We start from the raw sequence: 20,559 nt of genomic DNA on the forward strand, positions 1-20,559 counted from the left end.
ATATTGTATGGAAACACCAAACTTAAATTATATTAAAGAACTTTCTGGAGGAGATATTGCTTTTCAAGAAAGTATTTTAGCGGTACTTAAAAAAGAATTTCCAGAAGAATATAAGTTGTTTAACACAAATTTTAATAAAAAAAACTACAATGAAGCTGCTAATAACGTTCATAAAATTAAGCATAAAATAAGTATTTTAGGTTTAAAAGACGGATTAGAGTTAGCATCTACATTTGAAAAAGAGTTAAAAAAAGGAAATTTAGAACTGCATAAAGATTTTATAAATGTCTTAAATAAAATTCATGTATATTTAGGGTGTTAATAATGCCTCTAAATTACTATGAATTGTATAATTATAGATGATGATGCAACTGCTAGGTTAATTATTAAGCAGTTATGTTCTAACTCAGATCAAGTTTCTGTTAAAGAGGAGTTTAGTTCTGCAATAGAAGCAATAAAATATTTAAATGGAAATGAAATCGATTTAATATTTTTAGATATTCACATGCCAACATTTTCTGGTTTTGATTTTATAAAAACCTTAAAATCTCCTCCAAAAGTTATTTTAACAACATCAGATAAAAACTTTGCTTTAGAAGCTTTTGAGTATGAATGTGTGGTAGATTATTTAGTAAAACCAATTACCTTAGAAAGGTTTCAAAAATCTTTACAAAAATTGTCTCATTTAAAAAACGTTAAAAAAGATAGTTTAGATAATACTGTTAAAGAGGATGCCGATTTTATTTACGTAAGTGTAGAACGAAGATTGGTAAAAATAAACATTAAAGACATTCACTTTGTAGAAGCTAAGGGAGATTATATTAGTATAAAAACAGAAGAAAAAAATTACATTGTACACTCTACTTTAAAAAAGATTGAAGACAAATTACCATCTTCTTTATTTTTAAGAATTCATCGTTCTTTTATAATTAATATTTCAGAAATTATAGATATAGAAGACAATAGTGTGCTTATTAGAAAAAGTGTAATACCCATTAGTAGATCTAATAAAAGTGAATTAATGCAAAGACTAAACTTACTTTAAAAAGTCTTTCGTCTAATATAACAAGCAACTTACCGATTGTAAATCTCAATTTATCGAAATGTAATAATTTACTTCTTTTATATGGGCTATATTTGAAGTGTAATTAATGATAATATTTAATTATTAGGTTGGGTTAATTAAGGAAACAATCATAAGTTGGGGGATTTATAGATTGAAACAAAAGAGTCGATATTTTAAAATATCGACTCTTTTTTTATGATTTTAGAGTTAAATAAAACTTAACTTATTAAAAGATTTGTTTAAAATAGTAGCATCATTTACCTGAAGCCAATTGTCTAATATTGTTGCATAAATAGATCTGAAATCTATAGAATGAATTAGATCTCCATTTTTATCTAGCTTAGATAAATTTGGAGCTTCATTATAAAATCCTTTTTTCTTTAAATTATTCCCAATTAGAAAAACATTGTTTGCAGCACCATGATCTGTTCCTTCAGCAGCATTTTGTTCAACTCTTCTACCAAATTCAGAAAAAGTTAGAATTAAAGTATCTTTAAAAGTATTGTTTTTTTGTAAATCTTTTACAAAAACGGCTACAGATTCTGCGTAAGTTTTTAATAATTTATTTTGTCTATTTTCTTGATAAGCATGCGTATCAAAACCTCCCATAGAAACATAATACACCTTGCTTTCTAAATTAGAGTTTATAAATTCTGCAGTAGTTTTTAACTGTTTAGCAAAAGGATTGTTAGGGTAATTTAACTGGCTTTTATAAGTTTTAGAAGTCTCATAAATATATTTAGCAGATGAGTTTGCTTCTATCATAGTTTTGTATAAGTATCCTAAATTGTGCTCACTCAAATGCGCATCACTTTGGTGTTTTAAAACTTTTTTAAAATAAGGTGTTTGTGTATTTGCAAATAATATTCTAGGATTTTTAGTAGCAATCCCGTTTATATTTTTGCCTTTCATAATTAATGATAAACTATCGTCTATTTCTATACCTGAGTATGGGTTTTTCCCATACTTATCAATATATCTACCTAACCAACCTGTATTTAAGTATTGATTAGAATCACTTGCAGTTTGCCAAATATCTGTAGATCTAAAATGAGATCTATTTGGGTTTGGATATCCTACATTGTTAATAATAGATAAATAACCTTGATCGTATAAATTTTTTAAAGGAGCTAAATTTTTATGAAATCCTAAAGCATCTGTAGCCCTAATTAAATTATTTTTTTGAATAGAAAGCTCTGGTCTACTTCTGTAATAAATATCATTTGTGTAAGGTATAATTGTGTTTAAACCATCATTACCACCAGATAATTGGATAATGACTAATTTTTTGTATCCTAAAGTACTTTTTGCAACATTCTCGAATGCTTTTACAAAATTAGGAACAAAAAAAAGGCTACTTGCTAATGTACTTTGTCTTAAAAAATCTCTTCTTTTCATATTTTATAAATTAACAAAGTTGATATTCTGGAATTGACATTAATTGTACACAGAAATCTTTATTAGAATTTATTTCTAATTTTTCTAAAAATTTTTTTGTATCAATATCTAACTGAGATAAAATTAATAGGTTTTTTATTTCTTCTGGAGTTAATTTTCCATATTCATTTAAAAAAGTATTCCATTTTTTATCTGTTTTTATAAACTTATTCTTTTTTCTCATTTTAGAATAATACTCATTAAAACTGTCTTCAAACTCTCCTTTTTGTTCTAAGTTAATAATGGCATTACTTAATAATAAAGAGGGCAACTTCATTCTAAACATTAATGTGTTAGAATCTATCCAATTCCTGCCACCTTTCCAACCAGCAACATTATTAGGGTATAGTAATATTTGCCCCATCATTTTTTGGATATAATACAACTGCTTTTTCTTTAAAAAAGAAAATGGTACTGTTTTTTTTATACCTACCAGCATTTCTATAGGTGATTTAATTTTTACACCAATATTTTTTTCTTCATAAAACCATTGAGATGAGAAAATGTATTTCATTAAATTTTTAATATCATAATCTTTGTAAAAAAATGTTGTTATTTCTTCTAATCTTTTCTCATTTATATTTGGGTTTACGAAGTAAACATAAATTTTCTCACAAATATATCTTGCACATTGTTTTTGTTCTAAGATGATATCTATAATATCATTACCATCAAAATTACCTTGTTTGTTAAAGAATTTTTTTTCTCCAAAATCATGATGTTTTTTTCTTAACTTAAAAGCTCCATTTCTATCAAAATTCCAACCAGTAAAAGACCTTGCAGCTTCTTTAATGTCATTTTCTGAATAATTGCCAACACCTAAAGTAAAGAGTTCCATTAATTCTCTCGCAAAATTTTCATTTGGACTCTTTTTAATATTTTGCTTGTTGTTAAGATACTTACTCATAGAAGGTTCTTTAGCAATTGCTTTTACAAAGTCTCTAAAATTTCCTAAAGAATGTTTTCTTAAAACATTATTGTATTGTTGAATATGAAAAATATTGTTATCTCTACAAACAAAAACATTTGCCCAGAAAAGTGTCATTTTTTCTCTAAAATTGGGCGTTTTATCAGATAATCTATCAACCCAAGCAGCATTTAAATCTTTAACTTTTTGTTGACTTTTTTGTTTTAATTCTCTGTATTTTTTTTCGCCTAATTCCTGCCTTAATGTTTTGGCAGATTTAACATTAAAATCTCGAAATTCAGACAGGTTTAATTCTAATTTTTCAAAGTTCGAATATTTATCAAAAAGCTCATTGATTATGTCTGTTTTAGATTTAGATTTTAATTTAGAAAGATCTAAAAAATTAATGCCAAAACCTGTTCTCCAATATAGATGTTGTATGTGTCTTTGCTTCATAAGTTATAGAGAATATACTTTTTAGACAATTTTTTTGTATGATGGTTTAAAAAGTAGTTAAATTATTTAAATATTATCAATGTTTAAATAACCTAAAAAAGTGAAGTGATTTATTAAATAGAAGAAATGAAAGTGATAAGTATGTTATACAAAAAAACCGTAACAACTAAATGTTACGGTTTTTGTACTGAAGATGGGACTTGAACCCATACGAGCATTACTGCTCACTGGATTTTAAGTCCAGCGTGTCTACCAATTCCACCACTTCAGCATTGGTATTTATTTTAAATAGAGCGAAAGACGGGATTTGAACCCGCGACCCTCACCTTGGCAAGGTGATGCTCTACCCCTGAGCTACTTTCGCAGTCATTATTTTTTATGAACTTTACTCTTATAAATACTATCTAATTATTAGAGCGGTGCAAATATAACAAGTTTTGTTTATCCAACAAATAGTTTTAAACTTTTTTAATGAAAAATTGATAAAAACTTGATGCAAGGTAAAATTCCTTTATCTATTTACAAATAGATATTGTTTTTTAATCATATTTGGAAGTATTGACAACGTATTATTTTGCGTATTTTTGTTAAAAATCTATATTAATGACATTACTAATAATTTACGCAACTATTTCTATTTTCTTTTCTTTTTTATGTTCCATTTTAGAAGCTGTTTTATTAAGTATTACTCCAACATTTATCAACTTAAAAAAGAGTGAAGGAGCAGATTATGCAATTCAATTAGAAACTCTTAAAAAAGATGTAGACAAACCTCTTATAGCTATTTTAACCATTAATACAATTGCACATACAGTTGGTGCAATTTTGGTTGGTGTACAAGCAAAAGTAGCTTATGCAGAAATGTATGGAACTTCTGTAAGAAGTATTTTAGGAGTTAAAATTACAGAAGATGTTATGGTAGGTATTGTTTCTACTATTATGACAATCTTAATTCTTGTTGCTTCAGAAATTATACCTAAAACTATTGGCGCTACTTATTGGAAACAATTGGCAAATTTTACTTCTAAAGCTTTAAAAGTGATGATTTTTCCATTAAAATTTACAGGTATTTTATGGCTTTTACAATTAACTACAAAGTTAATTGGAGGTAAAGGACATGGAAGCGTGTTAAGTAGAGAGAGTTTTTTAGTGATGGCAGATATGGCTGAAAAAGAAGGAGTTTTTAAAGAAAATGAAAGTAAGGTGATACGTAATTTATTGGGTTTTAAAGAGATAAAAGTAAACGATATAATGACTCCAAGAACGGTATTGAAACTATCTGACGAAAATGAAGTCATCCAATCTTTTTATGATAATCATAAAATGTTACGTTTTTCTAGAATTCCTGTTTTTGCACAAAATCCGGATGAAATTACTGGTTATTTTTTGAAAGATGATTTATACAAGGCGATTATAGATGGAAAAGGGAAAGAAACTTTAGCTTCTATAAAAAGAGAAATTATTGTTGCAAATAGAGATTTATCTATACCAGATTTGTTTGATAAGTTAATAAAAGAAAGAGAACATATTGCATTAGTTGTTGATGAATATGGCTCTGTAAGCGGACTCGTTTCTCAAGAAGATGTTATTGAAACTTTGTTAGGTTTAGAAATTATGGACGAATCTGATAATATTGCAGATTTACAACTGTATGCCAGAAAATCTTGGGAAAATCGTGCTAAAAGAATGGGGATTATTGAGGATGGGAAAGAGTGAAAACTTACTTTTTCCAACACCTTGTATATAAACTTTTTATTGAGTCATTTTTATCAATTAAACTGTATAAAGTTTGACTTCCATCATAGCATTCATCTGTACTATACTTTTTAGAACTTATATTCCAATTATCATTTGACATAGAAAGGTTATATAAAAACAATATTTCTTTATCATTAGTTTTATCACTCTTTCTTTTTAAGATTTTATATTTAATTTCATTATTGACAATTTCTAGACTATAGCTATAAATAACATTACCATTAAAAATTTTTATATATTCTGAAGGGCAATTACTACAGATAAATGAATAAGATTCAGATAATAAAATTTTTTGATTTGGATATTTTTCTTTTAACTCATTTATTATATTTACAAAAACGCCTCTATATTTATTCTGTATTATTGTACTAACTAACATACTTTTAGAAGATTCTAAATCAGAAAGATGAATACTTTTAATCTGTGATTTTTGTATTTTATCATTTAAAATAATATCTCTTTCAATTATTTTTTTTGATTTTAAATATTCAACTTTTTCACTTTTAAATTTAAAGTTAGATGTTGAAATTATTATAACACCATTTTTCCCACTTAAACCATAAATTGGTGTACTTTTATTTTTCCCTAAATATTCTTTCTTTTTAATATTCTCTTCTCTTAATTTTAACCAACCTTTATCGATAGAATCATAATTAACGATATATCCATCAATTATTAGTAATGGGTTCTTTTCTAAAAGATTTTTTGTTTTTATGTTTTCTATATAATCAACAATAAAAGAATTTTTGCTTTTACAAAAAGAAAACAATAGTACTATAATTAATGGTAGTTTTTTGAAATTAATATCTAATTTAATCCTCCTTATACTCATAATACAAAAAGTCATTATAAGGAAAACGTTGAATGTGAATTTTCTTTACTTCTTCATACGTTTTTTCTTTGAAATCTTCTAAATTTTCTTTGTTTAAAGCAGAAATAAAAATAGATTCTACTTCTTTATCATTCATCCAAGTTTTTTTCCAGTCTTGTAAAGTGTAATGTTCTTTTGTTTTTTCGGTAATTAAATCATCTTCATCAATCGTTTCATATTCATAAGCATCAATTTTATTAAAGACCATTAACGTGGGTTTGTCATCACATTTAATGTCAGTTAAAATGGTATTTACAGAGGCTATATGATCTTCGAAATTTGGGTGAGAAATATCTACCACATGTAACAACAAATCTGCCTCACGAACTTCATCTAACGTAGATTTAAAAGACTCTACCAATTGTGTGGGTAATTTTCTAATAAATCCTACTGTATCTGTCATTAAAAAAGGAATGTTCTTAATGACTACTTTACGTACAGTTGTGTCTAAAGTTGCAAAGAGTTTGTTTTCTGCAAACACATCACTTTTACTAATTACATTCATCAACGTAGATTTCCCAACATTGGTATAACCAACCAAAGCAACACGTACCATTTTACCACGATTTTTTCGCTGAACAGCCATTTGCTTATCAATAGTTTTTAATCTCTTTTTTAAAACTGCAATTTTATCACGAATAATACGTCTGTCTGTTTCTATTTCTGTTTCTCCAGGTCCACGCATTCCAATACCACCTTTTTGTTTGTCAAGGTGTGTCCAAAGTCTGGTTAAGCGTGGTAACAAATATTCGCTTTGTGCTAATTCTACTTGTGTTTTTGCAGAGCTTGTTTGTGCTCTTTGTGCAAAAATATCTAAGATTAAATTGGTTCTATCTAAGATTTTACAGTCTAAGATTTTTTCTATATTTCTAAGTTGAGCAGGAGAGAGTTCATCATCAAAAATGGCAGTACCTATATTGTGAGATTCTATAAAACTCTTTACTTCGTCTAATTTACCTGTTCCTAAAAATGTTTTAGGGTTGGGCCTTTCCATTTTTTGAACAAAACGTTTTACAGTAATTCCACCAGCTGTAGCTGTTAAAAATTCTAATTCATCTAAATATTCTTCAGATTTTTCTTCGTCTTGTTGTTGTGTAATAATACCTATTAAAACGGCTTTTTCAGAAACGGCTTCTTTTTGATCTATCATAGGACACAAAAATACAAAGATTAAATGAGTGGTAGCAAAAAAAAGCTCCAACTAAGTTGAAGCTCTGTAAACCAATTCAAAAAAATAAATAGAATAGGAGATTAAATAATTATTTTGCAACAAATTTTATAGGCAACACATAAATTTTCATTTGCTTTATGTTTTTTAGGGTAGCTTTTTTATAATTTAATTTTCTTCTTACATAGTCTCTATGCGAATTTTTTTTAGAGTCAACAGATAAAACTACAATCTCGTTGTTTTTGTTAATTAAAAAATTAACAACTACTTCTTCATTACTTTTTAAATTAGAAGAGTAATTTCCTAAAAGTGTTACAATTGTTTTTCTTAAATTTTCCTTTTCTTTTTTAATAGGGTTTTCTGTATTAGAAAATGCAGAAATACTGATTAACGTAAATAATAGACATGTTAATGTTAGTTTTTTCATTTTTTTTTGATTTTTAAATATTTTTTAAGATTAATTTTTATTGTTTGCTAGCACTGTAAAATTAATGCTATGCAACAAATTTTAGCTATTAATCTATGTTATTAAAAAGCATTTAAACTGTTAGAATTTGGTAAAAAGATAACTTAATAACACTTTGGAAACATTAATAATTTTAAAATACATTTATTAAAAACTAAATGATTTGGAAATATTTTTAAACCTTATAATAAGAATTAGCAATGAATGCTGTAAAATATTTCATTTTATAAAATTTTGTAAAAATATAAGGTTAAAAAAAAGTTGGCACCAAAACTTTTTTTTGATGCCAACTCGTTAATCAACCAAAATTAACTTATTTATTTTTATATAAATTCTACCTTACCAGTTTCCATATTATAAACTGCAGCAACAATTTTAATTTTGCCTTCTTTTTCTAATGCTGCCATTTTAGGAGATCTTTGTCTAATATCTTCTACAGTAATTGTAGCGTTTTTATGTATTACATTTGTTAAAAACGCTGTGTTTTTAGAAGATACTTCTCCAGAAACTGGTGTTGCTTTTACAGAAGGTTGGATTTCATTCAATAAATTTTGAAGTGAATTCATTTCCATAGAAGCTGCATCTGTATTATCTACAGCGTGTTTTACTGCACCACAAGCTGTATGCCCCATTACAATTACTAACTTAGAACCAGCAACTGCTGTAGCAAACTCCATAGAGCCAACAATGTCTGCGTTCTCTATATTACCAGCAACTCTGGCTACAAAAATATCTCCAATACCTAAATCAAAAACATCTTCTACAGGTACTCTACTGTCTACACAAGAAAGTACAATGGCCTTTGGATATTGCCCAATCATAGCTTCTCTTCTTTGAGAAGAATGATCTCTTCTTGTAAGATTATTGGCAACAAAGTTTTCATTCCCTTTTTTTAGTCTTCCTATAATTTCATCAGGACTCATATTTGCTTGCTCTTCTGCTGTTAAAATACTTTTAACTGGCATTTGCTTTGCTACTTCTTCTGTTTCTTTATTTTTTGTGGTAGATTTTTTATCTGTATTACAAGATAAAATAGATAGTGATACTATTAAAATTCCAAAATACTTACATAAATTTCTCATTGTTTATTGATTTAATGTTTATTATTAAAAATTGTGATGCATACTAAACTGCAACTGCCCTTTACTCCAATTATTTGTGGTTTGTTTCATCCAACCCATTTGAAATCTAATTTTTGAGTTTAGTACATAACCCAAACCTAAATATGTTCTGTTTCTATCAAATAATTCTACAGAATTATTATTGCCAATATTTCTTTCTCCATTTATAAAAAGCTCATTATAAAATGCGCCATAAATAGTTTTTGGACTTAAATCTTTACTATTAAAAGGAACGTTTATAAATAAATTATATCTATACCTAGTTCTAAAGTCTTGGTTTTCTACAAATCTTTGTTCATATCTAAAACGATGTGTTAGTAAAAAACGACCTCCAATTTTATGTGGCATTAAAGTTTCTTGATAAATTCTATTCTCGTTAGAAGTTGCATCAGAATCGCCAAACTGCCCACTAGTAATATTTGCAAATCCTAAGGTTAACATCACTCCAGCGTTTTCTGGTTTATAAGTAAGACCAGAACGTAATAATAGTTGTTCTTTATCTCCTAAAAATTGCCAATCTCTATATTGAAAATCTCCTTGAATTCCCCAATTAGAATTTTTAAATTGATGATTGTAGAAATACATATACCAAGCTCCAGTTTGGTTTTCATCTACTTGAGAATAAGTGTTTAAACCAAGTAATAAAGCAATAATACTAAAATAATAGTTTCTCATAATTAACATATTTTAAGCAAATATAAAAGTATTACTATTAACAACAAAAAGCAATGCTTTTATTTAACATTTGTTTAACTAAATTGTAATTTTATTAAACATTATTGATGCAATAGCTAACACTAGCTTAGATTAAATAAAATTATTTTATGATTTTAATACTAACTTTTAAAGGATTCTTTGTTACTTTTATAAATATCTACATTACACATACATTATGTTTACCAATTCGTTTAAAAAGAGAAATGATAAAATACATACTATTGGGTTTTACAATGTTGAAAATTTATTTGACACAGAAGATAATCCACAAACTCTTGATGATGATTATGTAGAAGAAGGAAAAAGAGGATGGAATTATAAACGTTACAAACTAAAGATTAAAAAACTAGGTTCTGTAATCTCTCAGCTTGGTAATCATCGTTCTGTAATACCTCCTGCAATTGTAGGTTTGGTAGAAGTAGAAAATGCAAAGGTGGTTTCAGACTTGGTAAACTCATCAAATTTAAGAAAACATCATTATGGTTTTGTACATTATGATTCACCTGATGAACGTGGTATTGATGTTGCTTTTTTATATAATAAACAAGTTTTTGAGTTGCTTCATTCAGAAACATTTCCTGTTTTTTTAGAAAATGAAGAGGGCAATAGAGATTATACTAGAGATATTTTAAAGGTTAGCGGAAATTTAAATGGTAATTTGGTTCATGTTTTGGTAAATCATTGGTCATCTAGAAGAGAAGGAGCAGCCGAAACTGAACATAAAAGAATTACAGCAGCCGAAACTTGTAGAAGTATAATTAATGTAATTCGTGATAAAGAAATTGACCCGAAAATTATTATTATGGGCGATTTTAACGACGATCCAACTAGCAAAAGTATTAAAGAGCACTTAGTTTTAGAAGATTTTTACAACCCTATGGAAAGGTTGTTGGCCAAAGGACAAGGAACTTTAACTTATAATGGAAAGTGGAACCTATTTGATCAAATTATTTTTAGCAACAATTTTTTAGCTACTAAAGAAAATTCTTTGCAATTTGAATATGCAGAGGTTTTTAATAAAAAATGGATGAAGGTATTTAAAGGTAAATTAAAAGACAGCCCTTTTAGAACTTATATTGGACCTTGGTATAAAGGTGGTTTTTCAGATCATTTTCCTGTGTACGCTTTTTTAAAAGAAGAAGATTAATATTAAGTTTTTTACGCTACTATTAACATAAAATTCTAAAACAACTTAAGAATAACAAAACTAGTCCTTTCCAATATTTTTAAAAGCATTTTTTAACTTTTCATCATTAATAATATACTTTTTATATTTCCCATCTTTATATCTGTAATAAATAAATAATGGCATAAACAGAAAAGAAAAGAAAAAGACACCCAAACCCATTACAATTTTTGCCTTTTCGTGTTCTGTATTTACAAGGTAAATTCCAATTGTCATCCAAATTAAAAAGATAACAAACAATATTTTTAACACTAACTTCATACTGCAAAATTACAAAAGTTATATCTTTAAAAACTAAATTTTATCAAAATGAAATCAATTTCAGTATTTTTGATTGGATTGCTACTGTTTTCATGCAACTCACCTCAAAAAAACCATAATATGAATAAAAAAATTGTAATTGCTCACAGAGGTGCTTCAGGGTATTTGCCAGAACATACTATGGAGTCTAAAGCATTAGCTTTTGGAATGAATCCAGATTTTATAGAACAAGATTTGGTGTTGAGTAAAGATGATGTGCCAATTGTAATTCATGATATTTATTTGGATGATGTTACAGATGTTGCTACAAAGTTTCCTGATAGAAAAAGACAAGACAATCGTTACTATGTAATTGATTTTACCTTAGAAGAACTAAAAACTTTAGCAGTTTCTGAACGTTTTAACCCTAAAACTGGCAAACAATTTTATAAAAACCGATTTCCTAAAGGAGAAGGTAGTTTTAAACTCCATTCTTTGCAAGAAGAAATAAAAATGATACAAGGTTTAAATAAATCTACTGGAAAAAATATTGGGATTTATCCAGAAATTAAAGCGCCTGAATTTCATAAAAAAGAAGGTAAAAACTTAACAGAAATTGTTTTAAAAATTCTTGCTGATTATGGTTATAAAACCAAAAAAGATAATTGCATTTTACAATGTTTTGATGCCAAAGAATTAGAGCGAATTCGTAAAGAATTAAAATCTGAATTATTTTTAGTCCAGTTAATTGAATACCCAAAAGAAACAAAACAACTTAAACATTTTGCCAGTTATGCAGATGGAGTAGGCCCTTGGTACAAACAAATTTTAGATAAAAAAGTTGATGGTGAATGGAAATTTACTTCGTTAGTTTCTGATGCCCATAAACTAGGTTTAAAAGTGCACGCTTATACTTTTAGAGCAGATGCTTTAGACGAATTTTCTTCTTTCTCTGCAATGATGCAAACTCTTTTAATTGATGCAAATGTTGATGGCGCTTTTACAGATTTTCCTGATAAAACATTGTCATTCTTACTTAACAATAGTTTATAACCTAATGCATAAAATCTTATCAAAAATAGCCTAAAAAAGTTGCTTTCAAAAAGCAGAAAACAGTTTCAAAAAATTAACTTGTAACTTCTACTAACTTATTTCTATAAGCTGTTAGTAATTTAGATTTAGAGATAAAACCAACATATTTTCCGTTTTTAATTACAGGTAAATTCCAAGCGCCACTTATTTTGAATTTATCCATTACTTTTTCTACAGTATCTGTTTCTAAAATTGTTTCTGGAGCAGCTTTCATAAAAGTTTCTATAGTGGTACTTCTATACATTTCTGTATCAAACATTACTGGACGAATATCATCTAACAAAACAATACCTAAAAATTCATTTTCTTTATTTACTACAGGAAAAATGTTTCTTGCAGAGGTAGCTACTGCTTTTTTTAACATATCTCCTAATAACATTTCTGGGTGTACAGATTTAAAATTAGTTTCTATAAGGCCATCAATCTGCATCATCATCATTACATTTTTATCTTTATTATGTGTTATAAGTTCTCCTCTTTGTGCTAATTTATAAGTGTAAATAGAGTTAGATACAAAGTATTTAGTAAATGAAAAAGAAATGGCAGCAACCAACATTAAGGGTACAAATAAATCGTAACCCCCAGTAATTTCTGCAATTAAAAAAATAGCTGTTAATGGTGCATGCAATACACCTGCCATTAAACCAGTCATGCCAATTAATGTAAAATTAGCTTCAGAAACATCAAATCCTAAACCTATGTTATTAATAATTTTTGCAAATGCGTTTCCAATGGCACTTCCCATAACTAAAGTAGGTATAAAAATACCACCAACTCCACCAGCTGCAAAAGTGGTACTCATTGCTATTGCTTTAAAAAAAGTGATTAATAATAGGAGTACAATTGCAATCCAAATATTATTATGGTCAAAAGAAAAAGGAGTATTACCTATGGCTGCAATATGGTTTCCTTTTAATAAATTGTTAATTAAACCATATCCCTCACCATATAAAGAGGGCATTAAATATAGTATAAGTCCAATAATAACACTACCAATAATGAGTCTTGTAAATCGTTTATCAAATTGATAAAAAAACTTTCTAATGGCAAAATACACTACAGAAAAATATACAGAAATAATTCCTGTAAAAATGCCGAAAATTGCGTAAAAACCTATTTCTCCAATTTTAAATTTGTCATTTAACTCAAAGCCTAATAACACATCTGAGCCTAAAAAAAGATACGATGTAACAATTGCAGAAACAGATGCCAATAAAAGAGGTACTAAAGAAACAAAAGCAATGTCTAAACTAAAAACTTCTAAGGCAAAAACAATACCAGCAATAGGTGCTTTAAACATAGAAGACATTGCACCAGCAGTTGCACAACCAATTAACAACATTCTTGTTTTGGTATTCATGTGAAACAACTGAGAGGTGTAAGATGCCAATGCTGTACCAGCACTTACTGCTGGTCCCTGCAAACCTACAGATCCACCAAAACCAACTGTAATTGGTGCCGTAATTAAAGATGCAAAAATATTATATTTGGGTATGATTCCTTTTCTTTTAGATATAGCATATAATGTGGTTGAAATTCCATGACCAATATGTTTTTTTAACCACACTTTTTTAATAATGGCTACTATGAGCAACCCAATAATTGGAAATAAAAAATATAAAGAGTTTTTAGAGTTTTTTAAAAAATCTACAGATAAAAGAAGCTGTATATAATGTGTAAAGTTTTTTAGCAAAACAGTACCTAAACCTGCTAAAAAACCTACCAAAATACTTAAAATATATAAAAATTGTCTTTCAGAAATATGTTTGTATCTCCAAATAAGAATTCTTTTAAATATTTTTTTAGTTGATGGCATTTTTAATTCCTATATAATAGTACAACATATCAGTTTTTTATGTAGAAATCTAATTTTGGTGTAGTTAGATTTTTTTAATTATTTTCTTTTGATAAAATATCGGTTCCTAAATATTTATTATCTTTATTATAATACCAAGCTCTAATTTTTGGCATTTTTATGCTATTAATTGTTTCTAAACCAGATAATAAAATATACTCTCCACTATTTTTAGTATCTTTAAAAAACTGATATACTTCCATTGCATAAGTTTTTGGATTGAAATAAAAATACCAAGTATCTTTTCCAACGTCTTTTTTGTAAGTGGCTTTTAAAACTAAATATTCTTTTCCTTTAAACTTCTTTTTTTCTACTTTTTGATGAATGATAGTTCCACTGTCTTTTAATTTCATTGGCAAACCATATAGATAGGTGTAGTAATTTTTGTATAAATTAGCTCGCTTACAATTTAAAGCATACTTTTTTTTGAGTTCTTCAGAAGGATTTTTATTTCCGTTAATTGCTAAACGACACTCTTCTTTATGTATACTGTATTCTTTAGTAATTGTATCTTTTTTTGCTTTTACAAAAAAGTATTGTTCTGGTAAGTCTATTTTAATGTTACTTTTTCTATCGGTATTTTTAGGAGTTTTCATTGTTATATATAATTCTCCTTTAAAAGTTTTCCAATTGTTATTTGGATCATGAAATTTAATAGCTCTTTCTAGCAATTCATCACCAGAAATTTCTTGGCCAAACGAAACTATCGAGATAAAAAAGAATAAAAGTAAGGTTAGTTTTTTCATAGGTTAAATGTAGTAAAATCTAGCCAAAAAAGAACTTACAAATTTTAATTTAATTTAGATTATAAATTTTTATTTTCATTATTTTTCAAATAAAAAGTATCTTTTTTACAAAAAAAATCCTAAACATAAGCTTAGGATTTTAATACTTTATGAGAAACTTCAACTAGGTTAACCTAAACCTTCGTCAAGCTCAGGTTAAACCTTCGGTTTACATTTCTAGTGCTTTTGTAGGATTGTTATCCATTAATAATTCCACAGGATTTTCTAACGCTTCTTTAACAGCCACTAAAAAGCCTACAGATTCTCTACCATCAATAATTCTATGATCGTAAGACAAAGCAACATACATAATTGGTGCAATAGTAACTGCTCCATCAATAGCAATAGGTCTGTTTACAATATTATGCATACCTAAAATTCCACTTTGTGGAGGGTTGATTATTGGCGTAGACAACATAGAACCAAATACACCACCATTGGTAATAGTAAACGTTCCACCAGTCATTTCATCAATAGTAATTTGCCCATCTCTTGCTCTTAGTGCTAATCTTTTTACTTCAGATTCTACACCTCTAAAAGATAAGTTTTCTGCGTTTCTAATTACAGGAACCATTAAACCTTTTGGGCCAGAAACTGCAATAGAAATATCTTGGAAATCGTGTTTTATTTGGTAATCTCCATCAATCATCGAATTTACATCAGGATACATTTTTAACGCTCTAACAACTGCTAAAGTAAAGAAAGACATAAATCCTAACCCAACTCCATGTTTCGCTTTAAAATCTTCTTTGTATTCTTTACGTAAATCGAAAATTGGTTGCATGTTTACTTCATTAAACGTAGTTAACATGGCAGTTTCGCTTTTTACAGCTACTAAACGTTCTGCAACTTTTCTACGCAACATAGACATTTTCTTACGCTCTGTTCCACGAGATCCGTTTGCGGGTTGCGTTCCCATAGAAGGTACTGCTTTTACAGCATCGTCTTTGGTAATTCTGCCATCTTTTCCTGTTCCTTTTACAGATTTTGCATCTATACCTTTTTCAGCTAACACTTTTTTAGCGGCAGGAGAAGCAGTTCCTGTTGCATACGTTTCTGCTTTAGGAGTTTCTTTAACCTCTTCTTTCTTCTCTTCAGATTTTTCTGATGACTGTGGCTGCCCACTTCCAACAGAATCATCTCCATCAGGTTTTGCAGCACTAGTATCTATTAAGCACACAACTGCACCTACAGCTACAGCATCTCCTTCTTCCGCTTTTAAAGTAATAATTCCACTTTCTTCGGCTGGCAATTCTAAAGTTGCTTTGTCAGAATCTACTTCTGCAATGGGTTGATCTTTTTCTACATAATCTCCATCCTCAACTAACCAAGTTGCAATTTCTACTTCTGTAATCGATTCTCCTGGAGAAGGAACTTTCATTTCTAAAACACTCATGGTTTCTTGTTTTACTTGAGCCGAAATTATTTCAGCACTTAATTATTTTATCTTTTATTTTTTGGGCGTTTTAACAGGCTTTCCACTATATCTTTTTATGCTGAATTCATTTTAGCATCTGTTTTTATTTGAAACTAATTTCATTTATTATAACAGATACTGAATCTAGTTTAGCATAAAAAGGATGTCGTTTCAATCCTTAACGCGCTTCTCATACTTTAAATTCAAACTATTTTTTAATATTTTGAATTTTATCATTTTTTACGGGAATATAATCTTCTTTTAATTTTCCGTTTACTTTTATTTTATCAAAAAACAATTTTCCGCCAGTTGCTATATTTCTATCTGCAACGTTTTGAAGACTTAAATGTAAATGCGGTTCAGAAGAATTTCCTGAATTCCCACACAAACCCAAAACATCTCCTAGATTTATTTTTTGATTTCTTTTTACTTTAATTGAATTTTCTTTAAAATGAGAAAAAACAATAAATTCATTATTATCTGTTTTTAAAACTATTGTATTTCCATGGGGAATTTTTTTATTCATTTGTCCAGGAATATTGTCTTTTACACCTCTAAAAACGTGAGCAACTGTTGCTTTACAAGGTGCAATTATCTCTTTACCAAATGCATAAAAATTTTCATTCTTAGTTCTATCCTTTTTATAGGATTTTCCATCTTTTGTAATCACTAAATCGTATGCATATTTTTGATTATTGTATGCCACGTGATAATTATCTTCTACATTAATACCACCCCAAAAAACTGTCCATTCCTCATTAAATGGTAGTTTCATTTTTGTTATATTTCTTTCTACAACAGGTAAACCTTTGGGAATATGAGGTTTTATATAAAAACCATTAATTCTATTTTCTTTATTTAAAGAAATTATAACATCTAAAACAGCATTATTAAAAGTAGTTTTATAGATACTGGCTTTTTGCTTTGTATCGTAAAACTCCATTTTTTTAATTTTACCAGCTGGAGCAACATTCATTTTAAAAAATGACAATGTTTTTTCTAAAGGTAAAGCATTTTTCATATTTGAATCAAACATATTAAAAATAGCTTCAAAATTTTCTTCATTATAATTTTTTAAAAATTCTTTTGAAACTTTTTTAAAATTATCTTTTTCAGTTTGAGAAAAACTAAAAAATGAAACCATTATAAGTAAGAAAAAAATACTTCTTTTCAATATACCTTATTTTTAATCGTTAAAAACACTATCAATAACAGCTCTATGACGCTTTTTAAATCTTGTGCTAGAACCAGCTGCAGGAACTGCATAATACTTACGAGAACGCACATTTAAGTTTTTTAACTCAAAACGTTGCAGCATATAACTCCAAGCTCCCATATTCCTTGGTTCTTCTTGTGCCCAAATATACTCTTCGATATTTGGATATCTATCTATAATTTTTTGAATTTTTTCTTTATGAAGCGGAAATAATTGTTCTATTCTAACCAAAGCAATATCTTCTCTTTTTAATTCTTCTCTTTCCGCTAATAAATCATAATAAAATTTACCCATACAAAAAACGAGTTTTTTAACTCCATCTGGATTTAAAACATCATCAATTACTTCTTGGAACTCACCATTTGCTAAATCTTGAATAGTATTAACCGCTTTTGGATGACGTAATAAACTTTTAGGTGTAAATACAATTAGAGGTTTTCTGTAATCACGTTTCATTTGACGACGTAACAAATGATAGAAGTTTGCTGGTGTTGTACAGTTGGCAACTGTCATATTATCTTCTGCACATAATTGTAAATAACGTTCTATTCTTGCAGATGAATGTTCAGAACCTTGTCCTTCATATCCATGTGGTAATAGAACTACAATTCCATTTTGAGCTTTCCATTTGTCTTCTGCAGCAGAAATATATTGGTCAAACATTATTTGTGCTCCGTTAGAAAAATCTCCAAATTGTGCTTCCCAAATTGTTAAAGTATTTGGGTTACCCATTGCATAACCATAATCAAAACCTAAAACACCATATTCAGACAAAAGCGAGTTGTAAATCGTCATTTGTCCTTTATTATTGGGGTTTGTATTTAATAAGTTGATTCTTTCTTCTGTAACTTCATCTCTTAAAATAGCATGTCTATGAGAAAAAGTACCTCTTTCTACATCTTGCCCAGAAATACGTACATTAAAACCTTCTTCCATCAAAGAACCATAAGCTAAATTCTCTGCCATTCCCCAATCTAATTCGTTGGTTTCAAATACCATTTTGGCTCTACCTTGTAAAATACGTTCTGCTTTTCTTACAAAATTTGCACCTTCTGGTACTGTAGAGACTACTTTAGCAATATTTATTAAATTTTCTTCTGGGTAGGTTGTGTCTAAAGATTCTAGCATTGCATCTACATCTTCGCGCTCAAAGCCTTCCCAAGTAGATTTCATAAACTCTTTTACTTTAGAAGTTTTATCTTCTTTAGAATTGTCGAATTCAGTATTCAACATATTTTTAAACTCAGTAGTGATTGAATTTAAGTATTGTTTATCTATGCTGCCTTCTGCAATTAGTTGAGAGGCGTAAATATCTTTAGGGTTTTTATGTTTAGAAATGGCTTTGTATAATTTTGGCTGTGTAAAACGAGGCTCATCACCTTCATTATGACCGTATTTTCTATACCCCAATAAGTCTATAAAAATATCGGTTTTAAATTTCATCCTAAATTCTAACGCCATTTCCATTGCATGACAAACTGCTTCTGTATCGTCTGCATTTACGTGTAAAACAGGTGATAAAGTTACTTTTGCAACGTCTGTACAATAGGTGCTTGAACGTGCATCTAAGTAATTTGTGGTAAAACCAATTTGATTATTTACTACTATGTGAATAGTTCCTCCAGTTTTGTAGCCATTTAATTTTGCCATTTGGACTACTTCGTAAGCAATTCCTTGACCAGCAATAGCTGCATCTCCATGAATAATTATTGGTAAAATTTTACTAGAATCTCCAGCATATTTTCTATCAATTTTTGCTCTAGTAATTCCTTCTGCAACAGCAGCAACAGTTTCTAAGTGAGATGGGTTTGGAACTAAGTTCATTTTAATTTCGTTCCCATTTCTGTAGGTTTTACTCAATGTTAACCCTAAATGATATTTAACATCACCATCTATATCTTCATCTTCAAAATCTTTGCCTTCAAACTCACTAAAAAGTTCTCTAACTGGTTTCTTAAAAATGTTAACCAAAGTATTTAAACGACCTCTGTGTGCCATTCCTAAAACACATTCTTTAACACCATATTTTTCTGCTGCATCTCTAAGCATTACAGAAATACCTGGAATTAATGTTTCTCCTCCTTCTAAAGAAAATCGTTTTTGACCAACGTATTTTGTTTGTAAAAAACTTTCGAAAGTAACAGCTTGGTTTAGTTTTCCTAAAATATATTTTTTTGCTTCTACATCATAATTAGGGTGGTTGTCATTTTGGTTTAAACGATTTTGCCACCATTTTAACTTTTCTGGATTTCGCATGTATGTGTATTCTACACCAATAGAATCACAATAAATACTTTGCAAATGCTGAATAATTTTAGACAACTTTACTCTACCAATTCCTAAAACATCACCTGCAGAAAATTCTTGATTTAAATCCTCTTGAGATAATCCAAAATTTTCGATATCTAAACTTGGCTTGTATTGCCTTCTTTCTCTTACAGGATTTGTTTTTGTGAATAAATGACCACGTGTTCTGTAGCCGTTTATTAAATCTACAACTAAAAATTCTTTTCGAACTTCTTGAGGTATTTCTACAGAAGTATCTTCATCTTTTAAAGAATAGTTTTCATTTGCTAAATCATACCCTTGAAAAAAACTTCTCCAACTAGGTTCTACTGTATCTGGGTTTGCTAAATATTTATCATACAAATCAGCAATAAAGCCAGTATGTGCTGCGTTTAAAAACGAAAATTTATCCATATTATAGTTTCTGCTTTTTTAATAAGCTATCGGAATTAACAAAAATACAATATTTGCTAAAAAGGATAATTTTTTTATCGAATAAAAAAGTTAATATTTTT

18 protein-coding genes and 2 tRNA genes are annotated in these 20,559 nt (G+C 28.3%); 5 read left to right on the forward strand and 15 right to left on the reverse strand.

Going from position 1 to position 20,559, the window contains the following annotated elements:
* The first annotated feature begins 7 nt into the window (after positions 1-7).
* Both ACY2RW_RS14000 and ACY2RW_RS14005 read left to right on the forward strand, forming a co-directional pair.
* Positions 8-322, forward strand: a complete 315-nt coding sequence (locus tag ACY2RW_RS14000) for an Hpt domain-containing protein (protein ID WP_490123360.1) — start codon at positions 8-10, stop codon at positions 320-322.
* Positions 323-340: 18 nt separating this feature from the next.
* The gene (locus ACY2RW_RS14005; RefSeq protein ID WP_490123361.1) at positions 341-1,045 is read left to right on the forward strand and encodes a LytR/AlgR family response regulator transcription factor; all 705 of its coding nucleotides are present in this window, start codon (positions 341-343) and stop codon (positions 1,043-1,045) included.
* 228 nt (positions 1,046-1,273) lie between these two features.
* Here ACY2RW_RS14005 and ACY2RW_RS14010 read toward each other — a convergent pair whose 3' ends face one another.
* The 4 genes from ACY2RW_RS14010 to ACY2RW_RS14025 form a co-directional block, all read right to left on the reverse strand.
* Positions 1,274-2,464 (reverse strand): DUF1501 domain-containing protein, encoded by a 1,191-nt coding sequence (locus ACY2RW_RS14010; protein ID WP_490123362.1) that lies wholly within the window; start codon positions 2,462-2,464, stop codon positions 1,274-1,276.
* A gap of 10 nt (positions 2,465-2,474) precedes the next feature.
* On the reverse strand, positions 2,475-3,866 hold the full coding sequence (locus ACY2RW_RS14015; RefSeq protein ID WP_490123363.1) for a DUF1800 domain-containing protein: 1,392 nt from the start codon (positions 3,864-3,866) through the stop codon (positions 2,475-2,477).
* Between the two features lie 185 nt (positions 3,867-4,051).
* Positions 4,052-4,137 (reverse strand) — tRNA-Leu (locus tag ACY2RW_RS14020).
* A gap of 21 nt (positions 4,138-4,158) precedes the next feature.
* A tRNA-Gly gene (locus tag ACY2RW_RS14025) sits at positions 4,159-4,230 on the reverse strand.
* Between the two features lie 239 nt (positions 4,231-4,469).
* Here ACY2RW_RS14025 and ACY2RW_RS14030 point away from each other — a divergent pair.
* Entirely contained in the window at positions 4,470-5,582 is a 1,113-nt protein-coding gene (locus ACY2RW_RS14030) for a CNNM domain-containing protein (protein WP_490123364.1), read from the forward strand.
* 4 nt (positions 5,583-5,586) lie between these two features.
* Here ACY2RW_RS14030 and ACY2RW_RS14035 read toward each other — a convergent pair whose 3' ends face one another.
* From ACY2RW_RS14035 to ACY2RW_RS14055, 5 genes are all read right to left on the reverse strand, one after another.
* Positions 5,587-6,456, reverse strand: a complete 870-nt coding sequence (locus ACY2RW_RS14035) for a hypothetical protein (protein ID WP_490123365.1) — start codon at positions 6,454-6,456, stop codon at positions 5,587-5,589.
* Complete coding sequence (gene hflX, locus ACY2RW_RS14040) at positions 6,437-7,645, reverse strand: GTPase HflX (RefSeq protein WP_490123366.1); 1,209 nt, start codon at positions 7,643-7,645, stop codon at positions 6,437-6,439. Before hflX ends, ACY2RW_RS14035 begins: the two co-directional genes overlap by 20 nt.
* Before the next feature lie 109 nt (positions 7,646-7,754).
* A complete protein-coding gene (locus ACY2RW_RS14045; RefSeq protein ID WP_490123367.1) occupies positions 7,755-8,090 on the reverse strand; it encodes a hypothetical protein in 336 nt (111 codons plus the stop codon).
* 362 nt (positions 8,091-8,452) lie between these two features.
* Entirely contained in the window at positions 8,453-9,211 is a 759-nt protein-coding gene (locus ACY2RW_RS14050) for a carbonic anhydrase family protein (protein WP_490123368.1), read from the reverse strand.
* Positions 9,212-9,235: 24 nt separating this feature from the next.
* Positions 9,236-9,925 carry a DUF2490 domain-containing protein gene (locus ACY2RW_RS14055; protein ID WP_490123369.1) on the reverse strand — a complete coding sequence of 230 codons (690 nt, stop codon included), beginning with the start codon at positions 9,923-9,925 and terminating at the stop codon, positions 9,236-9,238.
* A gap of 217 nt (positions 9,926-10,142) precedes the next feature.
* Between ACY2RW_RS14055 and ACY2RW_RS14060 the strand changes: the two genes are divergently transcribed.
* Positions 10,143-11,114 (forward strand): endonuclease/exonuclease/phosphatase family protein, encoded by a 972-nt coding sequence (locus ACY2RW_RS14060; protein ID WP_490123370.1) that lies wholly within the window; start codon positions 10,143-10,145, stop codon positions 11,112-11,114.
* A gap of 60 nt (positions 11,115-11,174) precedes the next feature.
* On the opposite strand, the gene ACY2RW_RS14065 is transcribed toward ACY2RW_RS14060, so the two are convergent.
* Positions 11,175-11,414: a hypothetical protein gene (locus ACY2RW_RS14065; protein WP_490123371.1), complete on the reverse strand. Its 240-nt coding sequence runs from the start codon at positions 11,412-11,414 to the stop codon at positions 11,175-11,177.
* 48 nt (positions 11,415-11,462) lie between these two features.
* Between ACY2RW_RS14065 and glpQ the strand changes: the two genes are divergently transcribed.
* The gene (gene glpQ / locus ACY2RW_RS14070; protein WP_490123372.1) at positions 11,463-12,446 is read left to right on the forward strand and encodes a glycerophosphodiester phosphodiesterase; all 984 of its coding nucleotides are present in this window, start codon (positions 11,463-11,465) and stop codon (positions 12,444-12,446) included.
* 73 nt (positions 12,447-12,519) lie between these two features.
* Here glpQ and ACY2RW_RS14075 read toward each other — a convergent pair whose 3' ends face one another.
* The 5 genes from ACY2RW_RS14075 to ACY2RW_RS14095 all read right to left on the reverse strand — a co-directional run bounded on the left by ACY2RW_RS14075 (position 12,520) and on the right by ACY2RW_RS14095 (position 20,458).
* Positions 12,520-14,301 carry a chloride channel protein gene (locus ACY2RW_RS14075; RefSeq protein ID WP_490123373.1) on the reverse strand — a complete coding sequence of 594 codons (1,782 nt, stop codon included), beginning with the start codon at positions 14,299-14,301 and terminating at the stop codon, positions 12,520-12,522.
* A gap of 74 nt (positions 14,302-14,375) precedes the next feature.
* Positions 14,376-15,086: a DUF6503 family protein gene (locus tag ACY2RW_RS14080; RefSeq protein ID WP_490123374.1), complete on the reverse strand. Its 711-nt coding sequence runs from the start codon at positions 15,084-15,086 to the stop codon at positions 14,376-14,378.
* A 208-nt stretch (positions 15,087-15,294) separates the two neighbouring features.
* Positions 15,295-16,521, reverse strand: a complete 1,227-nt coding sequence (odhB, locus tag ACY2RW_RS14085) for a 2-oxoglutarate dehydrogenase complex dihydrolipoyllysine-residue succinyltransferase (protein ID WP_490123375.1) — start codon at positions 16,519-16,521, stop codon at positions 15,295-15,297.
* Between the two features lie 229 nt (positions 16,522-16,750).
* The gene (locus ACY2RW_RS14090) at positions 16,751-17,686 is read right to left on the reverse strand and encodes a DUF3887 domain-containing protein (RefSeq protein WP_490123376.1); all 936 of its coding nucleotides are present in this window, start codon (positions 17,684-17,686) and stop codon (positions 16,751-16,753) included.
* A 42-nt stretch (positions 17,687-17,728) separates the two neighbouring features.
* The gene (locus ACY2RW_RS14095) at positions 17,729-20,458 is read right to left on the reverse strand and encodes a 2-oxoglutarate dehydrogenase E1 component (protein WP_490123377.1); all 2,730 of its coding nucleotides are present in this window, start codon (positions 20,456-20,458) and stop codon (positions 17,729-17,731) included.
* Positions 20,459-20,559 lie beyond the last annotated feature (101 nt).

The sequence above is a fragment of the Polaribacter sp. 2305UL8-11 genome (genome assembly GCF_058147165.1).

What these genes read in the sequence shown, in the direction of transcription:
- ACY2RW_RS14000 (WP_490123360.1), top strand. Translation starts at nt 8, where the DNA reads ATGGAAACACCAAACTTAAATTATATTAAAGAACTTTCTGGAGGAGAT.
- ACY2RW_RS14005 (WP_490123361.1), top strand. Translation starts at nt 341, where the DNA reads ATGAATTGTATAATTATAGATGATGATGCAACTGCTAGGTTAATTATT.
- ACY2RW_RS14010 (WP_490123362.1), bottom strand. Translation starts at nt 2,464, where the DNA reads ATGAAAAGAAGAGATTTTTTAAGACAAAGTACATTAGCAAGTAGCCTT.
- ACY2RW_RS14015 (WP_490123363.1), bottom strand. Translation starts at nt 3,866, where the DNA reads ATGAAGCAAAGACACATACAACATCTATATTGGAGAACAGGTTTTGGC.
- ACY2RW_RS14030 (WP_490123364.1), top strand. Translation starts at nt 4,470, where the DNA reads ATGACATTACTAATAATTTACGCAACTATTTCTATTTTCTTTTCTTTT.
- ACY2RW_RS14035 (WP_490123365.1), bottom strand. Translation starts at nt 6,456, where the DNA reads ATGAGTATAAGGAGGATTAAATTAGATATTAATTTCAAAAAACTACCA.
- hflX (WP_490123366.1), bottom strand. Translation starts at nt 7,645, where the DNA reads ATGATAGATCAAAAAGAAGCCGTTTCTGAAAAAGCCGTTTTAATAGGT.
- ACY2RW_RS14045 (WP_490123367.1), bottom strand. Translation starts at nt 8,090, where the DNA reads ATGAAAAAACTAACATTAACATGTCTATTATTTACGTTAATCAGTATT.
- ACY2RW_RS14050 (WP_490123368.1), bottom strand. Translation starts at nt 9,211, where the DNA reads ATGAGAAATTTATGTAAGTATTTTGGAATTTTAATAGTATCACTATCT.
- ACY2RW_RS14055 (WP_490123369.1), bottom strand. Translation starts at nt 9,925, where the DNA reads ATGAGAAACTATTATTTTAGTATTATTGCTTTATTACTTGGTTTAAAC.
- ACY2RW_RS14060 (WP_490123370.1), top strand. Translation starts at nt 10,143, where the DNA reads ATGTTTACCAATTCGTTTAAAAAGAGAAATGATAAAATACATACTATT.
- ACY2RW_RS14065 (WP_490123371.1), bottom strand. Translation starts at nt 11,414, where the DNA reads ATGAAGTTAGTGTTAAAAATATTGTTTGTTATCTTTTTAATTTGGATG.
- glpQ (WP_490123372.1), top strand. Translation starts at nt 11,463, where the DNA reads ATGAAATCAATTTCAGTATTTTTGATTGGATTGCTACTGTTTTCATGC.
- ACY2RW_RS14075 (WP_490123373.1), bottom strand. Translation starts at nt 14,301, where the DNA reads ATGCCATCAACTAAAAAAATATTTAAAAGAATTCTTATTTGGAGATAC.
- ACY2RW_RS14080 (WP_490123374.1), bottom strand. Translation starts at nt 15,086, where the DNA reads ATGAAAAAACTAACCTTACTTTTATTCTTTTTTATCTCGATAGTTTCG.
- odhB (WP_490123375.1), bottom strand. Translation starts at nt 16,521, where the DNA reads ATGAGTGTTTTAGAAATGAAAGTTCCTTCTCCAGGAGAATCGATTACA.
- ACY2RW_RS14090 (WP_490123376.1), bottom strand. Translation starts at nt 17,686, where the DNA reads ATGGTTTCATTTTTTAGTTTTTCTCAAACTGAAAAAGATAATTTTAAA.
- ACY2RW_RS14095 (WP_490123377.1), bottom strand. Translation starts at nt 20,458, where the DNA reads ATGGATAAATTTTCGTTTTTAAACGCAGCACATACTGGCTTTATTGCT.